Genomic DNA, 14,038 nt, shown 5'->3' with positions numbered 1-14,038 from the left:
AATCGAAAGATGAGTGTGGCTGCCGATACGCCGTTCCGCGTCTACGTCTGCGTGGTCTGCGGTTTCCTGTACGACGAGGCGAAAGGCTTGCCCGAAGAAGGCTTCGCGCCTGGCACGCGCTGGGACGATGTTCCCGAAGATTGGGTATGCCCGGATTGTGGCGTCGGCAAGGCCGACTTCGAAATGACCGAGGTCAGTTGAGGCGCCCCCCGCGTCCGCCCAGCTCGACCAGGATCTGGCGGATGCGTTCGTTGTCCTCGGCCTGCGGCAGCGCCGCGAGATAGGTCCGCAAGTCCTCGCGCGCGGCCTGTACATGGCCGACGCGCGCGTAGAGCAGGCCGCGTTCGCGGATCTCGTCCGGGTCGCGATCGTCGAGCCAGACGATGCGATCGGCACAGCGCAGCGCGCGTTCGAATTCCTCGCGTTCCACGTAGCATTGGCGCAGATTGCGCAGCATGCGGGTCAGGATGGCGCGGGTGGGCGCGGGTTCCAGCATGCGCCCGAGCTGTTCGTCGTCGACCGAGCGACCCGGGACGTGCGGTTTGGCGCGCACGCGCAACTCGCTGGCATCAAGCGAGCGGCCCTTGTTGAATGGGTCAAGCACGAGCAGGCCGTTGTCGACCGGCAGGCGAATCAGGAAATGGCCCGGAAACGAGACGCCTTGCAGCGGCAGCCCAACGCGGCGCGCGAGGTCGAGTTCCAGCACCGCAAGCGCGATCGGGTTGCCGGTGCGGCGCTCGATCACCTCGTTGAGGTAACTGTTGCGCGGGTCGTAGTAGTCCTGGTCGTTGCCGCTGAAGCCCTGCTCCTCGAACAGCAGGCCGTGCAGTGCGCGCAGCGCGTCGAGCGAATCGGTGCTGTTGCCGATGCGTGCGCGCAGCGCCTGTGAATGTGCCGTGGCGACCGCTTCGTAGGCGACCGGATCGAGGGCCGGATATTCGTCGCGGGCGATCTGCAGCGCCGCCCACAGCAAGGGGATGTCCTCATCGCGGGCACTGCGGAGGAATTGCCAGCTGGCCTGGGCGTCCAAAGCGGCGAGTGTGGTGTCCATGACCGCTTGATAGGGGCGTCGCGGTCGGGCGTCAAGCAAGCTAGCGCGCTTTGTTCAGATTGCCCGGCAAGGTGATCACATCGCCCGACTGAAGCGACAGCGCGGCACCGACACCGGCGTTCAATTCCAGCACGTAGCGGGCATCGCCTTCGCTCGGGTAGCTCGGGCAGTTGTTGCCACCGTATTTACAGGTCGGCACCCGATAGTGCGCGCTGACGAAGCGGCGTTCACCGTCGAAATACATGATGTCCAGCGGGATCGAGGTGTTTTTCATCCAGAACGCCTGCGGTGCGTCTTCCTCGAAGACGAACAGCATGCCGTGGTCGGGGTCCATGGATTCGCGATACATCAGGCCGCGCGAGCGCTCGTCGTCGTTGTCGGCAATTTCAACACCGAAACGGTGGCCCTTCAGTTCGACCTGGGCGCCGCTGCCCGTGGCGCACCCGACCAGCGTCAGTGCCAGCAGGGCGAAAAGAGTGGTCGGGCGCACCGGACTCATTCCGACTGCTGCATCCGCGCCTGCGCGCTGAGGTGGGCAAAACGCTCGATCAAGGTGGTAAGCAGCCCGAAGTCCTTGGGCGACATGTCCATGAATTCGACACTGAACGCCTGGGCATCCAGCCGGATCATCGCGACCTCGGCTCGGAACGGGTCGGCGCCGGGAATCAGCAGGGTCAATGCGAAACGGCTGCCGTCCGGCGGCGAAAACTCCGGCGGCCGCACCATCCGCAGGCCGTTGATGGACAGGTCGACCAGGGTGCCGCGGACGGACTTGCCCTGGATGTCGACTTCGCCTTCCCCTTGGGTCGCGAAGCGCGTTTCCTGGCGGCGGTCATCGAAGAGTTCGGCCATGGCAGCCTCCGTTGCGACGAAAGCCCGATGCTAACAGCGGCACCAGCGCGGTGGCAGGAGGGCGGTCGCAGACTTGGCCGGACACCCCGGCGGCTGCCACAATGTCGACGAATCCGGGCGCCCGTTTAGGCCGCGAAAATCCCGGATTCCGTGGCTCGGTGCGGCTTTGCGAGCGCGCTTCGGGCGGCCCGAGCCGTCGACCTGAATCGGCTGGATGTCGGGGTGACTTGCCAAAAGCCGGCCGTGCCGGCTATAGTCGTCGGCCTTTTTTGACCCCGACCCTCTTCGGAGCACGCAGATGAAAACCGTCAGCGCCAATGCGCAGACCGTCAAGCGCGACTGGTACATCGTCGACGCCACGGACAAGACGCTCGGCCGTCTCGCCAGCGAGCTCGCGCATCGCCTGCGCGGCAAGCACAAGCCTGTCTACACCCCGCATTGCGACACCGGCGACTACCTCGTCGTGGTCAACGCGGAAAAGGTTGCCGTCACCGGCAACAAGCTGCAGGACAAGCAGTACCACCGCTTCACCGGTTACATCGGTAACCTGAAGACGATGTCGCTGCGCGACCTGCTGGCTACGCACCCGGAACGCGCGATCGAGATCGCCGTCAAGGGCATGCTGCCGAAGAATCCGCTGGGCCGCGCCATGGCGCGCAAGCTCAAGGTCTACAAGGGTGCCGAGCACCCGCACACCGCTCAGCAGCCTCAAGCGCTGAACATCGGCTGATAGGAACGCAATCATGGCGATTTCGCAGAATTACGGTACCGGTCGTCGCAAGTCCTCTGCTGCGCGCGTGTTCCTGCGCCCGGGCAAGGGCTCGATCGTGGTCAACGACAAACCGCTCGACCAGTTCTTCGGTCGCGAGACGGCGCGCATGATCGTGCGTCAGCCGCTCGAAGCCCTGAACATGACCGAGCAGTTCGACGTGCTGGTGACGGTCTCCGGCGGCGGCATCACCGGCCAGGCCGGCGCGATCCGCCTCGGTCTGTCGCGCGCGCTGGTCGCCTACGACGACTCGCTGAAGGGCCAGTTGCGCAAGGCCGGCTTCATGACCCGCGACGCCCGCGAAGTCGAGCGCAAGAAGGTCGGCCTGCACAAGGCACGCCGCGCCACGCAGTTCTCGAAGCGCTAATCCCGCTTTTGGGAGATCGTCCAATGGTAGGACTGCAGACTCTGACTCTGCCTATCTAGGTTCGAATCCTAGTCTCCCAGCCAATCCAACAAAGGGCTCGCAGCGATGCGGGCCTTTTGCTTTTGCGATGGGGTCATTTCCCGGCGCGCCAAACCTGTGGCGAACCTGCAACCAGCCACAGGGCCAGGAGGACGACCAGGGTGCCCGGCAGGCTTGCCTCCAGTCCGAAGGTGCCGCCGGTCCACCATGCGGGGGCGCCGCCGACGGTCGGCTGCAGCAATCCCGCCGACTCGTTGCCGCTGACACCGAAGCCGAGAATGGGTCCTTGCACGAAATTGAGCATGAAGTGCAATGCGATCGGCATCGACAGCGAACGCGTGCGCAGCCAGGCGGCGCCGAACAGCAATCCGGCGAGGAAGATGTTGAGCATCGCGATGGGCTGTGCGACACCTGCGGACGCGATGCCCTCGGAATGCGTCAGTACGAAATACGCGGCCATCGCGATCTGCGCGGGCCATGCGCCGATTCCCGCGATCAGTCGCTGGAACACGAAGCCCCGGAACACCAGTTCCTCGACGACGGCGACGGCCAAGCAATCCAGCAAGCCTGCGGCAAGCATCGCGGCCGGACCGTTCCAGGACCAGTGCACATGGCCGCCGATCCACAGCACCAGGGCCGTGGTCACCCATACGGCGGACCCGAGTGCGAGTCCGAGCGGTACGCCGAGGCGCCAACTCGACCACGGGCCGATGACGGTGGTTGCGGCTTCGCGCCGTAGGGCCAGACAGATCGCGGTGGCGATTGCTGCCAGCACGGCTTGTGCGCCGGGTCCGAGTTCGATGCCGCGTGCATTTGCGAAGACCGTCGCGGGTACGACCAGTGCGCCGAGGACGAGGAAGAAGATGAGGATCCACCAACCATTGCGAAGCTTGCGGTGGCGATCGAGGAAGGGTTGGATCACGGTGATCTCGACACGGCGGCGGGTGCTGAAGTCTGCTGCAACCTGGTTGGCGGGACGCGGGCCGGAAGTATGCAGATGACGAGGGCGACCGCGATCAATGCGGCGGCAAGCGCGAACGTCATGCGCGTGCCGGACACGATGCTCTCGCCAGCTGCAAAGACGGTGCCCATGGCCGATGCGCCGGTCACCAGGCCGAGGTTGCGCGACAGGTTGAGCAGGCCGGACACCACACCGCGCTGCGCGCTGTCGGCGGCGCCCAGCACGGCGCTGTTGTTCGCGACCTGGAATGTCGCGAAGCCGGTGGTCAGCAACATCAGCGGCACGACGTAGCCGGGCACGCCCGTCGTCGTGGCGACCGCGGCAAGGGCGGACGCACCGAGTGCCATCGCGACCAGTCCGACGACGATCATCCGCTCCGCGCCCCAGCGATCGACACTGCGTCCGGCCGGGACGCCGGCGATCGCGGCGACGAGTGGCCCCGCCGACATGGCCAGGCCGGTCCCGGTGGCATCGAGGTGCAAGGCACCGGACAGGTAGAACGGGCCGACCACCAGTGTTGTCATCGCCACCGTCGCTGCGAGGGCACCGCTCGCGAACCCGCGGCGGATGAGGCGGTTACGCAACAGTTCGGGCTGCAACAGCGGCGAACGCGTCGACGCTTCGTGGCGGATGAAGCCGAACCCGATCCACACGGCGGCGACCAGCAGCGCCACCCTGGCCGCACCGATGTGGCCACCGCCCCAGGTCATCGCGAGCGCGTAGGCCACGAGTGCGAGCGTCAGCAGCAGGGCGCCGGTCCCATCGAAGCGAGCAGGCGTCGATGGCAGATCCGGCGGCAGCAGGCGCCAGACCAGCGCGAACGCGATCACGCCGAGCGGCAGGTTCACGAAGAACAGTGCCGACCAGCCAAAGTCGGCAATGAGCCAACCCCCGAGCGTGGGTCCGAGGGCGGTGCCGATCGCCGACACGGTGCCGAGCAGACCCATGGCGCGGCCCACCCGGCCACGTCCGGCATTGGCGCCGACCGCGGCGAGCGCCAGCGCCATCATCAGGGCGGCGCCGGCGCCCTGGGCCGTACGCGCTGCGATCAGCGAGACCAGGTCTTCGACGCTGCCGCACAGGGTCGATGCCAAGGTGAACAGGGCGATTCCGGCCAGCAACAGGCGGCGACGCCCGAACAGGTCGCCCAGTCGACCGGCACTGACCACGAGCGACGTCACTGCCAGCAAGTACGCGAGCACCACCCATTGCACGGACGCGGTGGATGCGTCGAATACCCGGGCCAGGGTCGGCAAGCCGACGTTGGCGATGCTGGTGCCAAGCGACGACAACAGCATCGTCAGTGCCAGGCTGGCCAGGGTCCAGTTCACCCGTGACGCCTCGCGGCGGACATCGGTGGTCGGTTCAGAGGCGGCGGTCATATCGGGCTCGGAAGTGCGTGTGGGCGATGCAGCCACGCTACGCGCGACCGAAAACAGGCGGTAGACGCATTGGATGAAATGAATTCGTGCACGAAACGCCATGTCTGCGATGAACGTGGTATTGCTGCCGGCGTGTCGACCCCCGACCTCAACCTGCTGGTGACGCTGGACGTCTTGCTGCAAGAGGGCAGCGTCGTGGGTGCCGCTCGGCGCCTGCGACTCAGTGCATCGGCGATGAGCCGGTCACTGGCCCGATTGCGCACGGCGATCGGCGATCCGCTGCTGGTGCGGGCCGGTCGCGGCCTGGTCCCGACACCGCGTGCGCTCGAATTGCGCGACCGCGTGCGTCAGGTTGTCGATGCGGCCGAATCGGTCGTGCGCCCGGCGCTGACGATCGACCTCGCGTCGCTGGAGCGCACTTACTCGATCCGGTGCAGCGAAGGATTCGCCGAAACCTTTGGGCCACGACTGATCGCGCGCATGGCGGTCGAATCGCCGCGTGCCCGACTCTGGTTCCATGCCAAGCCGGACAAGGACAGCACGCCGTTGCGTGATGGCACGGTCGATCTTGAAACCGGCGTGATCAGCGCCGCGATGGGTCCGGAACTGCGCACTGTCGGGCTGTTTCGCGACCGTCTGGTCGCCGTCGTTCGCGCCGGACACCCGCTGGGTCGCGGCAGGATCACGCCCGAGGATTACGCTTCCGCTGCCCACGTGATGATCCAGCGGCGCGGGCTCGGAACGGGTCAGCTGGACGAGGCGCTCGACGCATTGGGACTACGCCGCAACATCGCCGCCACGGTCAGCGGATTCGCCACCGCCATCGCCCTGGCCCAAGCCTCCGATCTGGTCGCCACGGTGCCCGAGAAACATACGCGAGCGCTGCACGCCGACATGCAGCGCGTCGACCTGCCGTTGCCGCTTCCGGAGTTCATGCTGTCGCTGTTCTGGCATCCCCGCCTCGACGCCGATCCGGCGCATCGCTGGCTGCGTTCGCTGGTGCTGGACGAGTGCGGTGACATCGGCGACCGGCGCGGCTGATCGGCCACTGTTCGATCAATCCGCACCCGGGGTGCCGCCATGGCGGAATGTCACGGCGCGACGCGCGCCATCGGCACGTCGTAAATCGTCTTGCACGCCCGATAGGTGTTTCGGTGGATCGCGACGACCTTGCTCAGCGGTTGCTGATAGCCGCCGGCCAGATTCCATGCCAGCGGAATGCCGCGGTCGTGCAGATGCTGAAACACGCGGCGATCACGCTCGGCGAGTTCGGCCGTCGTGAGAAATCCGCCGAGCGGATCATCGATGTGTGGATCGGCGCCGGCCTGATACAGCACGACATCGCAGCTGGCCATCAAGGCCACGTGCGTTGGAATGGCGTCCAGAAAAGCGCCTGCCTGCTCCGGCCAGAGGAATTTCTGGCCGGCCGTGTAGTGCGAGATCCAGTGCAGCCCGAGGCAATTGATGATGTCGTCGGTGCCATCGCCATAGTGGTAGTCGTAGTCGAGGATGCCGACGCGCAGCTTCGGATGCTCGGCGCGCAACGCCATCGCCGTCACGATCAAGCCATTGAACGTGCAGTAGGCCGCCGCCTCATTCCAGCGCGCATGATGGAAGCCCGATACCGGTGCCGCCACCGCGGTGTGCTGCGACAGCGCGAGCCGCGCCGCATCGAGCATCGCGCCGGTGGTGAACGGCAGCGAACGGTTCACGTCCGCCGAGCGCGTGCCGAAGCCGTTCGCGATGCGCTGCGCGAACACGTCCTCGACGAAACGGCGTTCATGCGCTCGCGCGAAATCGTCGATCGTCACCGCTTTCGGCGGCAGGATGCGCAGGTCTGGATCGAGGTCCATCCAGGCTTCGACCACGGGCCGCGGCTTGGCCGCACTTGGCGACGACCCCTGCGCCGGCGCCATCATCAAGTCGCTGTAGATCACATGCATCGAAGCGCTCCGGTCGGGAAGGGCAGTGTGGCCGATGGGCGTCTCAGGGGCTGCGACGTCGGCGTTGCGGCGGCATCACCTCAGCCGTTGAGCCGGCTCATGCCACGCGTGGCAGCATCAGGCCTTGCAGTCCGGCGAGCAGGCTGCGGCCGGCATGCCGAAGACGCGCTTGCGATTGTTCGAGCAAGGCGTCGATGGCCGGCTCGTGGCGCGGCAGTGCCAGCACGCGCAGCAATGTGTCCGCGAGATCGCCGACGTCACCGACCCGGAAATAGTCAACGCCATCGGCGCGCGCCTCGTGATTGACCGGGATGTCCGACAGCACGGCGGGAAGGCCGAGGCCGATCGCTTCGTAGCTGGAACCGCCGCCGGGCCCGCCTTCGTAGCGCGTCGGCTGGATCAGCACACGAGCGGCGCGCAACAGCGCGATCTGGTCGCCCTTCGGGATGAGGCCGAGGATGCGGCAGCGCGACTCGATGCCGAGGGATCGAATGAGCGCGACGATGCCCTCGAAATGTGCGGGATCGCGGAAGTCCGAGGTGGCGCCGGTCATGACCAGATTCAGGTCCGAATGCTCCGGCCGTTGCACGACCTGTGCAAATGCGCGCAGGGCCGTGGCGTGGTCCTTGTGGATCCAGAAGTGGTTGCAGATCATCGCGTAGCGCTCGCCGGTGGCATGCCGCGTCTGCGCGTCGGCCGACGCGGTGGCGAACCAGGACGGTTGGGCATACGGTGTGAACGGCAACGTCAGCACGCGTTGCGCAGGGACGCCGAGGTGCCGCTGCACCGCCTCGGCCACGAAGCGCGATGTCGTGAAGATCGCGTCCGAGTTCGCCGCGATGGCGGCGAACTGTTCATCGCGTTGCGCGCGTTCCGCCGCGGAAAAATTTCCGGGCAGATCGCGATGCTGGAAGTCGTAGATGTAGCCGACCTTGCGGACATGACTGCCGCGAATCGGCTGCATGCTCGGGAACACGATCGTGGCGCCGACCTCGACCGCGAGTCGGCTGACGCTGCGTCCGTCATCGCCACAATCGAGTACCGGCCAGCCTTGCGTGAACTCGTGCGTCATCGTGCGCAGTTGGGTCGCTTCGCGGGTCTCTCCCGGCCAAGCCTCGGGCATCGCGAAAACCAGCTGGAGCGGTTGTTCGTCCGCGACCGAGCTCAGCGCCGTCACGATCAGGCGGATCAGGTCGACACCCCCGTTCCAGGTGATGAAGTTGTGCAGGGGGATCAGGATTTTCATCGTTGCATCAATCTCGCCGGCGTGCCGACGTAGGTGCCGGCGGTGTCGATGTCGCGCAAGACCGTGGCGCCGGCGCCGATGATCGCGCCAGCCGCGATGCGTACGTTTTCCGCCACGACCACGCCGGCCCCGAGGAAGCAGGCTTCGCCGATGTGGACGCCGCCCGAAACATGGCAGCCCGGGGACAGGGTCGCGAAGGCGCCGATCTCGGCACAGTGCGCCACCGTGCAATGCAGATTGATGTGTGCGAAGTCGCCGACCGTGACCTCGGTGGTCAGTGTCGAGCCGGCACAGATCATCGCGCCTTCGCCGATTCGCGTCGCGCCATCGCGGCGATCGAAGCGCACCGAGGGATGCACCAGGCTCGGATACCGCCCCGCAGGCAGCGCATGCCGGCACTTGTTGCGGATGGCGCGGCGCAATGCCGATGTGCCGATGCCGAGATAGATGTCGATCCCGTGCTCACCCCAGCGCTCGAAGCAGTCGCGCTCGCTGATGATGGCGACATCGCCGATGCGAGTACCGATTTCTGCCGCCCCATCGGCTGCGACGAACGCGTCGAGCCGCGCATCGGGGTGCGATTCGTGCAATAGCCAGCCTGCATCGCGCGCGCAGCCGCGCGAACCGAACATCACCCGCATCCCTGTTGCTCCAAGTGGTCGAGGATGGTCGCGGTCACGTGGGCGACCTGCGACTCGGAAAGATCGGGCCAGCTTGGCAGATTCAGGCCACGCCCGGACAGATCCTCGGCGACCGGAAACGCGCCGCGCCGACCGTCGTACATCGGCATCAGATGCACCGGCGAAAACAACGGCCGCGTCTCGATGCCGGCGGCTGCCAGGGCCGCGCGCAGGGGATCACGCTGCCCGGGTTCGGGCGTCAGCACACTGGTCATCCAGTGCGAGGGCTGGTCGTCGTCGTGGTGGCACTGGAAGCGCAAGGCGCTGCCGGCAAGTGCCGACCGATAGCGGGCATCGAGCCGCCGCTTGCTGGCCAAGGTCGTCGCGATCCGCTCGAGCTGCGCGAGCCCGATCGCCGCGCAGAGGTTGGTCATGCGGTAGTTGTAGCCGGCGATGTCGTGCCAGTACTCGTGCCCAGGCACCAGCCCCTGTCCGCGCAGCCGGCGCACGCGATCGGCCACGGTGTCGTCCATGCACACGACCATGCCGCCCTCGCCGGTACTCAGCGTCTTGTTGCCGAAGAAACTGAAGGTCGCGGCATCGGCGCCGCGACCGACATGTTCGCCGTCAAACCGATTGCCGATCGCTTCGGCGCAGTCCTCGATCAGGCGCAGGTCGTGGTCGCGGCACAGCGACCGCAACGCGTGCAGGTCGCAACTGCCGCCGTAAAGATGCACGGCAAGCGCGGCCCGGGTGCGCGGCGAGATGCGACGGCGCGCGTCGGCGACATCGATTTGCCAGGTTTGCGCATCCGCATCGACGAATACCGGCGTCGCGCCGACATGGCGAATGGCATTCACCGTCGCGACATAGGTCAGGGTCGGCACCAGCACCTCGTCGCCCACCCCGATGCCGAGCGCGAGCAGGGCCAGATGCAGGGCCGCCGTGCCGTTGCAGACGCTGATTGCGTGAGCAAAGCCGACCTGGACCGCGAACGCCGACTCGAATGCGGCGACGAAGCGACCTTTCGACGAAATCCAGCCGCTGTCGAACGCCTCCAGCAGGTAGGCGCGTTCATTGCCCGAGAGATCGGGTTGATAGAGCGGAATGTGCAGCATCGGACTCGCGCGGCAAGGCGTGCAGACTAGCTCATGCAACCGATATTCGCGGTCGCGACGCCGCCACGGCTTCCGCACCTACGGTCGCGCGTCTACACTCGGCCCATCACCCGGCTGATGACAGGGAGCGCCCGATGGCGGTCGATGCTGCAGTGCTCGCAAAGTTCTACCCGCTCGACAAGCTCGGTGGCGAGTGCATCGAGCAATTGGCGAAGGAAGCGGAACAGATCGAAGTCGGCAAGGGCAGCGTGCTGTTTCGCGCCGGAGACACCGACGACCACACCATCTATGTCGCTGCCGGCGTCGTTCGTGGCGACTATCCGGACGGCAAGACCAAGAGCACCGACGGCAGCTCGCTGCAGGGCCGCTATGCGCTCGGCGACCTGCAGCCGCGGCGCTTCACGGCCACGGTCGAGTCGCTGACCGCGACCCTGCTCAAGCTGGACCGGCGCTATGCCGAGAAAGTGATGATTTTCGATCAGCTCACCAAGGCGGTCGGGTTCAAGCACTACGCGCAGGATCCGGGCGGCAACCGTTGGGTATTCCGCCTGTTGCACAACCGTGCCCTGCACAAGATGCCGACCGGCGCGGTCGAGCGCCTGTTCCAGCGCCTCGAAGAAGTGATCGCGGTGAAGGACCAGATCATCGTGCGCGAAGGCGACGAGGCCGACTATTTCTACGTCATCAAGGAAGGGTCGGCGCAGGTCTCGAAGCAGATCGACGGCCACGAATCGGTGGTCGCCTATCTGGTCCGCGGCGACACCTTCGGCGAGGACGCATTGCTGACCAAGTCGGTGCGCAATGCCACCGTGTCGATGAAGACCGACGGCAAGCTGATGCGCCTGTCGAACAAGGACTTCGCCGAAATCCTGACGCCGCCGGTGGTTGATTGGGTGAATTCGGCCAAGGCATCCGAGTTGAGCCGCGCCGGGGCGCAGGTGCTCGACGTGCGGACCGAGGACGAATTCGAGGAGGCGGCGATCAAGGGTGCGCTCAACATCCCCTTGCTGAACCTGCGCGACCGCATCGATGAACTCGATCGCACCCGCAGCGTCATTGTCTATTGCAACACCGGTGAACGCAGCGCCGCGGCCGCTTTCATCCTCGGCAAGGTCGGCTTCGCGGCCTTTGCGCTACAGGGTGGTCTGGCGGCGATGATGAAGCAGCGGTAGATCGAATCGAATCGCGGGACAGAGCCCGCTCCCACAAGGGCACTACTAGCGCTTCTTGCCGCCCACGATCACCACGTCGGCGGCGCGCTTCGCAAACAGTCCGTTCGCGATCACGCCGGTGATCTGGTTGATCTCGGCTTCGAGCTTCAGCGGATCGGTGATGCTCAGGTTGTGCACGTCGAGGATCAGGCCGCCGTTGTCGGTGACGACCCCGTCGCGCCACACCGGCTGGCCACCCAGCTTCACGATCTGGCGCGCGACATAGCTGCGCGCCATCGGGATCACTTCCACCGGCAGCGGGAACTTGCCCAGCACGTTCACTTGTTTGGCGGCATCGATCAGGCAGACAAAATTCTTCGACGCGGCGGCAATGATCTTCTCGCGCGTCAAGGCCGCGCCGCCGCCCTTGATCAGGCGATTGTGCGGGTCGCATTCATCGGCGCCATCGACATAGAGTGCAAGGTCGCCGGTGTGGTTCAGGTCCAGCACCGGAATGCCGAGCGCCTTCAATTTCGCCGTGCTCTGGTCGCTGCTCGATACCGCGCCTTCGATGCGCGACTTGATCCGGCCCAGCGCCTCGATGAAATAGGCTACGGTCGAACCGGTGCCGACGCCGACGGTCATGCCCTCTTCGATGAATTCGATCGCCGCTTCGGCGGACAGTCGCTTCTCGTTCTCTTTGTCGACGCTCATGCTTGCTCCACCGAAAGAATCCTTGTCCATTGCACGGCGGTCACCGGCAGCACCGACAGGCGGTTGCCGCGACGCGTCAGCGCGAACTCGCCCAGCCCGTCCATCGCCTTCAACTCGTCGAGCGTGATGGTGCGCTTGAGCTTGCGCTTGAACGCGACGTCGACGCAGAGCCAGCGCGGGTTGTCGTGCGGGCTGGCGGCGTCGTAGTAGTCGCTCGCCGGGTCGAACTGGGTCGGATCGGGATAGGCGAGCTTCGCGACCGTGCACAAGCCGACGATACCGGGCGTGTCGCAATTCGAGTGGTAGAAGAACACCTCGTCACCGAGCTGCATGCCGTCGCGCATGTAGTTGCGCGCCTGGTAGTTGCGTACGCCGCTCCAGGGTTCGCGCTTCACCTTGGCGAGGCGGTCGATCGAGAATTCGTCGGGTTCGGACTTGATGAGCCAGTGGTTCATGCGGATTCAGTGCGTGGCCGGGTTGCAGTCGATCAGTTCGCGTTCGGTGGCGATGAAGTCGAGGCGGACGTCGTGCGCCTCGACCGGCAGCATCGGCACTTCCTGGAACGCGTAGCCTACGCCGACCAGCACGCAATGCGCAGGCCGCGGCAGGTCGGCCAGAAACGCGAAACTGCGGTCGTACCAGCCGCCGCCCGAACCGAGGCGATGGCCGCGACGGTCGAAGGCGAGCAGCGGCACCAGCACGACATCGAGCGCGTGCGGATCGACCGCGTTCGCGGCGTTCTGTTCGGGTTCGGGGATGCCGTAACGGTTTGCGGCGAGATCCTGACCTGGCAACCAAGGTGCGAAACGCAGTCGCTGGTCGGCGCCGAGCACCGGCAGGAACACGATCTGTCCCCGTCGGAACAGGGACGGCAGGGCATGACTCAAGGGCAATTCGCCACGCACCGCCCAGTACGCGCCGATGCGCAGATCGGTGAGGAATTCGGGCAGGTGTTCGAGCTGCTCGCCGACGCCGCGCGCGGCCGCGATGCGCTCCGCAGGCGACAGCGCCATGCGTCGCTCACGCATCCGGTCTCGCAGTTCGTCGCGTTCACCGTGGCTCATTGCAGGCGGTCCGTGCTCACGGCGGGGAGAAGAAGTGCACCGCAACGCCGATACCGCACACGGACAAACCCTTGATCCCGAGGATCAGGTGGGATGGCGCGTCGGTCTTCAGGCTTTCCGCACGTAGCGGACATGCACACCGACCGAACTCTGCGACCCCGGGGTTTCTATATGGGACAAGGCAATAAATGTCCGCGCAACGGCACGGCAGTTACGGTGCCCGGGTATTGTGGAGGCTGCCCAGCGCCGCATCAAGTCGAATGCGCAACGCGGCGAGTTCGGCGTCGACCAGATGATTGGATGAACCCGACTTCGAACGCAGCTGCAGCAATTCGTTCGCGAGGTTCAAGGCCGCCAGCACGGCGATGCGTTCCGGCGTGGCATTGCGCGCAGCATTGCGCAGGTCGCGCAGTCGGCCATCCAGCAGGCTGGCCGCGGAACGCAGGCCATCGCGCTCTTCGGGCGGGCAGGCCACGAGATATTCGCGGTCGAGGATCGACACCGACACCGGTTCGCTCACGGGTTCTGCTCCAGCGATTTGAGTCGCGCGATCATCGCCTCGACGCGCGAACGCGCCTGTTCGTTCTTGGCCAGCAGGTTCGCGCGCTCGCTGACCATCGCTTCCTGGTTCTGGCGCAGGCTGCGATTTTCCTCGGCGAGGCGCTGGCACAGCGCGATCAGCTGATCGACGCGGGTGGCGATGGCCTTCAGTTCTTCGCGGGTCGGCGAGGGTTCCATGCGGCGACGTTAGGGCAAACGTC

The 14,038-nt window shown here is 65.9% G+C and carries 19 protein-coding genes, 1 tRNA gene and 1 other RNA gene; 6 read left to right on the top strand and 15 right to left on the bottom strand.

Annotated elements, in window-relative coordinates; translation table 11 throughout:
- Positions 1-9 precede the first annotated feature (9 nt).
- A complete protein-coding gene (locus tag IPP28_17355) occupies positions 10-201 on the top strand; it encodes a rubredoxin (protein ID MBL0042765.1) in 192 nt (63 codons plus the stop codon).
- Here IPP28_17355 and IPP28_17350 read toward each other — a convergent pair.
- From IPP28_17350 to IPP28_17340, 3 genes are read right to left on the bottom strand one after another with little or no spacing between them, the layout of a single operon-like run.
- Entirely contained in the window at positions 194-1,051 is an 858-nt protein-coding gene (locus IPP28_17350) for a tetratricopeptide repeat protein (GenBank protein ID MBL0042764.1), read from the bottom strand. The two genes, IPP28_17355 and IPP28_17350, sit on opposite strands and share 8 nt — an antisense overlap.
- Before the next feature lie 40 nt (positions 1,052-1,091).
- Positions 1,092-1,550 carry a DUF192 domain-containing protein gene (locus IPP28_17345; protein MBL0042763.1) on the bottom strand — a complete coding sequence of 153 codons (459 nt, stop codon included), beginning with the start codon at positions 1,548-1,550 and terminating at the stop codon, positions 1,092-1,094.
- The gene (locus IPP28_17340; protein ID MBL0042762.1) at positions 1,547-1,903 is read right to left on the bottom strand and encodes a PilZ domain-containing protein; all 357 of its coding nucleotides are present in this window, start codon (positions 1,901-1,903) and stop codon (positions 1,547-1,549) included. The genes IPP28_17345 and IPP28_17340 overlap by 4 nt, the downstream gene beginning before the upstream one ends.
- 298 nt (positions 1,904-2,201) lie before the next feature.
- On the opposite strand from IPP28_17340, the gene rplM reads away from it, so the two are divergent.
- The 3 genes from rplM (at position 2,202) to IPP28_17325 (ending at position 3,122) form a co-directional block, all read left to right on the top strand.
- Positions 2,202-2,633 carry a 50S ribosomal protein L13 gene (gene rplM / locus IPP28_17335; GenBank protein ID MBL0042761.1) on the top strand — a complete coding sequence of 144 codons (432 nt, stop codon included), beginning with the start codon at positions 2,202-2,204 and terminating at the stop codon, positions 2,631-2,633.
- Between the two features lie 13 nt (positions 2,634-2,646).
- A complete protein-coding gene (rpsI, locus tag IPP28_17330) occupies positions 2,647-3,039 on the top strand; it encodes a 30S ribosomal protein S9 (GenBank protein ID MBL0042760.1) in 393 nt (130 codons plus the stop codon).
- Positions 3,040-3,048: 9 nt separating this feature from the next.
- Positions 3,049-3,122, top strand: a tRNA-Gln gene (locus IPP28_17325).
- A 50-nt stretch (positions 3,123-3,172) separates the two neighbouring features.
- Here IPP28_17325 and IPP28_17320 read toward each other — a convergent pair.
- Together IPP28_17320 and IPP28_17315 are read right to left on the bottom strand one after the other, a co-directional pair.
- Positions 3,173-4,000 (bottom strand): CPBP family intramembrane metalloprotease, encoded by an 828-nt coding sequence (locus tag IPP28_17320; protein ID MBL0042759.1) that lies wholly within the window; start codon positions 3,998-4,000, stop codon positions 3,173-3,175.
- Positions 3,997-5,421, bottom strand: a complete 1,425-nt coding sequence (locus IPP28_17315; protein ID MBL0042758.1) for an MFS transporter — start codon at positions 5,419-5,421, stop codon at positions 3,997-3,999. Before IPP28_17315 ends, IPP28_17320 begins: the two co-directional genes overlap by 4 nt.
- A 132-nt stretch (positions 5,422-5,553) precedes the next feature.
- Between IPP28_17315 and IPP28_17310 the strand changes: the two genes are divergently transcribed.
- Positions 5,554-6,462 (top strand): LysR family transcriptional regulator, encoded by a 909-nt coding sequence (locus IPP28_17310; protein ID MBL0042757.1) that lies wholly within the window; start codon positions 5,554-5,556, stop codon positions 6,460-6,462.
- Positions 6,463-6,512: 50 nt separating this feature from the next.
- Here IPP28_17310 and IPP28_17305 read toward each other — a convergent pair whose 3' ends face one another.
- From IPP28_17305 to IPP28_17290, 4 genes are all read right to left on the bottom strand, one after another.
- Positions 6,513-7,364 (bottom strand): hypothetical protein, encoded by an 852-nt coding sequence (locus IPP28_17305; GenBank protein ID MBL0042756.1) that lies wholly within the window; start codon positions 7,362-7,364, stop codon positions 6,513-6,515.
- Positions 7,365-7,461: 97 nt separating this feature from the next.
- Positions 7,462-8,610 carry a glycosyltransferase gene (locus IPP28_17300; protein ID MBL0042755.1) on the bottom strand — a complete coding sequence of 383 codons (1,149 nt, stop codon included), beginning with the start codon at positions 8,608-8,610 and terminating at the stop codon, positions 7,462-7,464.
- A complete protein-coding gene (locus IPP28_17295; protein MBL0042754.1) occupies positions 8,607-9,242 on the bottom strand; it encodes a hypothetical protein in 636 nt (211 codons plus the stop codon). Before IPP28_17295 ends, IPP28_17300 begins: the two co-directional genes overlap by 4 nt.
- Positions 9,242-10,348: a DegT/DnrJ/EryC1/StrS family aminotransferase gene (locus IPP28_17290; protein ID MBL0042753.1), complete on the bottom strand. Its 1,107-nt coding sequence runs from the start codon at positions 10,346-10,348 to the stop codon at positions 9,242-9,244. Before IPP28_17290 ends, IPP28_17295 begins: the two co-directional genes overlap by 1 nt.
- A gap of 134 nt (positions 10,349-10,482) precedes the next feature.
- Between IPP28_17290 and IPP28_17285 the strand changes: the two genes are divergently transcribed.
- A complete protein-coding gene (locus IPP28_17285) occupies positions 10,483-11,520 on the top strand; it encodes a cyclic nucleotide-binding domain-containing protein (GenBank protein ID MBL0042752.1) in 1,038 nt (345 codons plus the stop codon).
- Between the two features lie 45 nt (positions 11,521-11,565).
- Here IPP28_17285 and rpiA read toward each other — a convergent pair whose 3' ends face one another.
- From rpiA to IPP28_17255, 6 genes are all read right to left on the bottom strand, one after another.
- Entirely contained in the window at positions 11,566-12,213 is a 648-nt protein-coding gene (gene rpiA / locus IPP28_17280; protein MBL0042751.1) for a ribose-5-phosphate isomerase RpiA, read from the bottom strand.
- Positions 12,210-12,668 carry an EVE domain-containing protein gene (locus IPP28_17275; protein ID MBL0042750.1) on the bottom strand — a complete coding sequence of 153 codons (459 nt, stop codon included), beginning with the start codon at positions 12,666-12,668 and terminating at the stop codon, positions 12,210-12,212. The genes rpiA and IPP28_17275 overlap by 4 nt, the downstream gene beginning before the upstream one ends.
- Positions 12,669-12,674: 6 nt before the next feature.
- Positions 12,675-13,277: a 5-formyltetrahydrofolate cyclo-ligase gene (locus tag IPP28_17270; protein ID MBL0042749.1), complete on the bottom strand. Its 603-nt coding sequence runs from the start codon at positions 13,275-13,277 to the stop codon at positions 12,675-12,677.
- 32 nt (positions 13,278-13,309) lie between these two features.
- A non-coding RNA gene (ssrS, locus tag IPP28_17265) (6S RNA) lies at positions 13,310-13,494 on the bottom strand.
- Positions 13,489-13,797 carry a cell division protein ZapA gene (locus tag IPP28_17260; GenBank protein ID MBL0042748.1) on the bottom strand — a complete coding sequence of 103 codons (309 nt, stop codon included), beginning with the start codon at positions 13,795-13,797 and terminating at the stop codon, positions 13,489-13,491. The genes ssrS and IPP28_17260 overlap by 6 nt, the downstream gene beginning before the upstream one ends.
- Positions 13,794-14,015, bottom strand: a complete 222-nt coding sequence (locus IPP28_17255; protein MBL0042747.1) for a TIGR02449 family protein — start codon at positions 14,013-14,015, stop codon at positions 13,794-13,796. Before IPP28_17255 ends, IPP28_17260 begins: the two co-directional genes overlap by 4 nt.
- Positions 14,016-14,038: the final 23 nt, after the last annotated feature.

It is taken from the genome of Lysobacterales bacterium (genome assembly GCA_016721845.1).
GTDB lineage: Bacteria > Pseudomonadota > Gammaproteobacteria > Xanthomonadales > Ahniellaceae > JADKHK01.
The sequence above is the reverse complement of the archived record's forward strand: the minus strand, read 5'-3'. Positions and strand labels throughout refer to the sequence as shown.

What these genes read in the sequence shown, in the direction of transcription:
- IPP28_17300 (MBL0042755.1), bottom strand. Translation starts at nt 8,610, where the DNA reads ATGAAAATCCTGATCCCCCTGCACAACTTCATCACCTGGAACGGGGGT.
- rplM (MBL0042761.1), top strand. Translation starts at nt 2,202, where the DNA reads ATGAAAACCGTCAGCGCCAATGCGCAGACCGTCAAGCGCGACTGGTAC.
- IPP28_17285 (MBL0042752.1), top strand. Translation starts at nt 10,483, where the DNA reads ATGGCGGTCGATGCTGCAGTGCTCGCAAAGTTCTACCCGCTCGACAAG.
- IPP28_17295 (MBL0042754.1), bottom strand. Translation starts at nt 9,242, where the DNA reads ATGTTCGGTTCGCGCGGCTGCGCGCGCGATGCAGGCTGGCTATTGCAC.
- IPP28_17305 (MBL0042756.1), bottom strand. Translation starts at nt 7,364, where the DNA reads ATGCATGTGATCTACAGCGACTTGATGATGGCGCCGGCGCAGGGGTCG.
- IPP28_17275 (MBL0042750.1), bottom strand. Translation starts at nt 12,668, where the DNA reads ATGAACCACTGGCTCATCAAGTCCGAACCCGACGAATTCTCGATCGAC.
- IPP28_17290 (MBL0042753.1), bottom strand. Translation starts at nt 10,348, where the DNA reads ATGCTGCACATTCCGCTCTATCAACCCGATCTCTCGGGCAATGAACGC.
- IPP28_17345 (MBL0042763.1), bottom strand. Translation starts at nt 1,550, where the DNA reads ATGAGTCCGGTGCGCCCGACCACTCTTTTCGCCCTGCTGGCACTGACG.
- IPP28_17270 (MBL0042749.1), bottom strand. Translation starts at nt 13,277, where the DNA reads ATGAGCCACGGTGAACGCGACGAACTGCGAGACCGGATGCGTGAGCGA.
- IPP28_17340 (MBL0042762.1), bottom strand. Translation starts at nt 1,903, where the DNA reads ATGGCCGAACTCTTCGATGACCGCCGCCAGGAAACGCGCTTCGCGACC.
- IPP28_17255 (MBL0042747.1), bottom strand. Translation starts at nt 14,015, where the DNA reads ATGGAACCCTCGCCGACCCGCGAAGAACTGAAGGCCATCGCCACCCGC.
- IPP28_17350 (MBL0042764.1), bottom strand. Translation starts at nt 1,051, where the DNA reads ATGGACACCACACTCGCCGCTTTGGACGCCCAGGCCAGCTGGCAATTC.
- IPP28_17355 (MBL0042765.1), top strand. Translation starts at nt 10, where the DNA reads ATGAGTGTGGCTGCCGATACGCCGTTCCGCGTCTACGTCTGCGTGGTC.
- IPP28_17315 (MBL0042758.1), bottom strand. Translation starts at nt 5,421, where the DNA reads ATGACCGCCGCCTCTGAACCGACCACCGATGTCCGCCGCGAGGCGTCA.
- rpsI (MBL0042760.1), top strand. Translation starts at nt 2,647, where the DNA reads ATGGCGATTTCGCAGAATTACGGTACCGGTCGTCGCAAGTCCTCTGCT.
- rpiA (MBL0042751.1), bottom strand. Translation starts at nt 12,213, where the DNA reads ATGAGCGTCGACAAAGAGAACGAGAAGCGACTGTCCGCCGAAGCGGCG.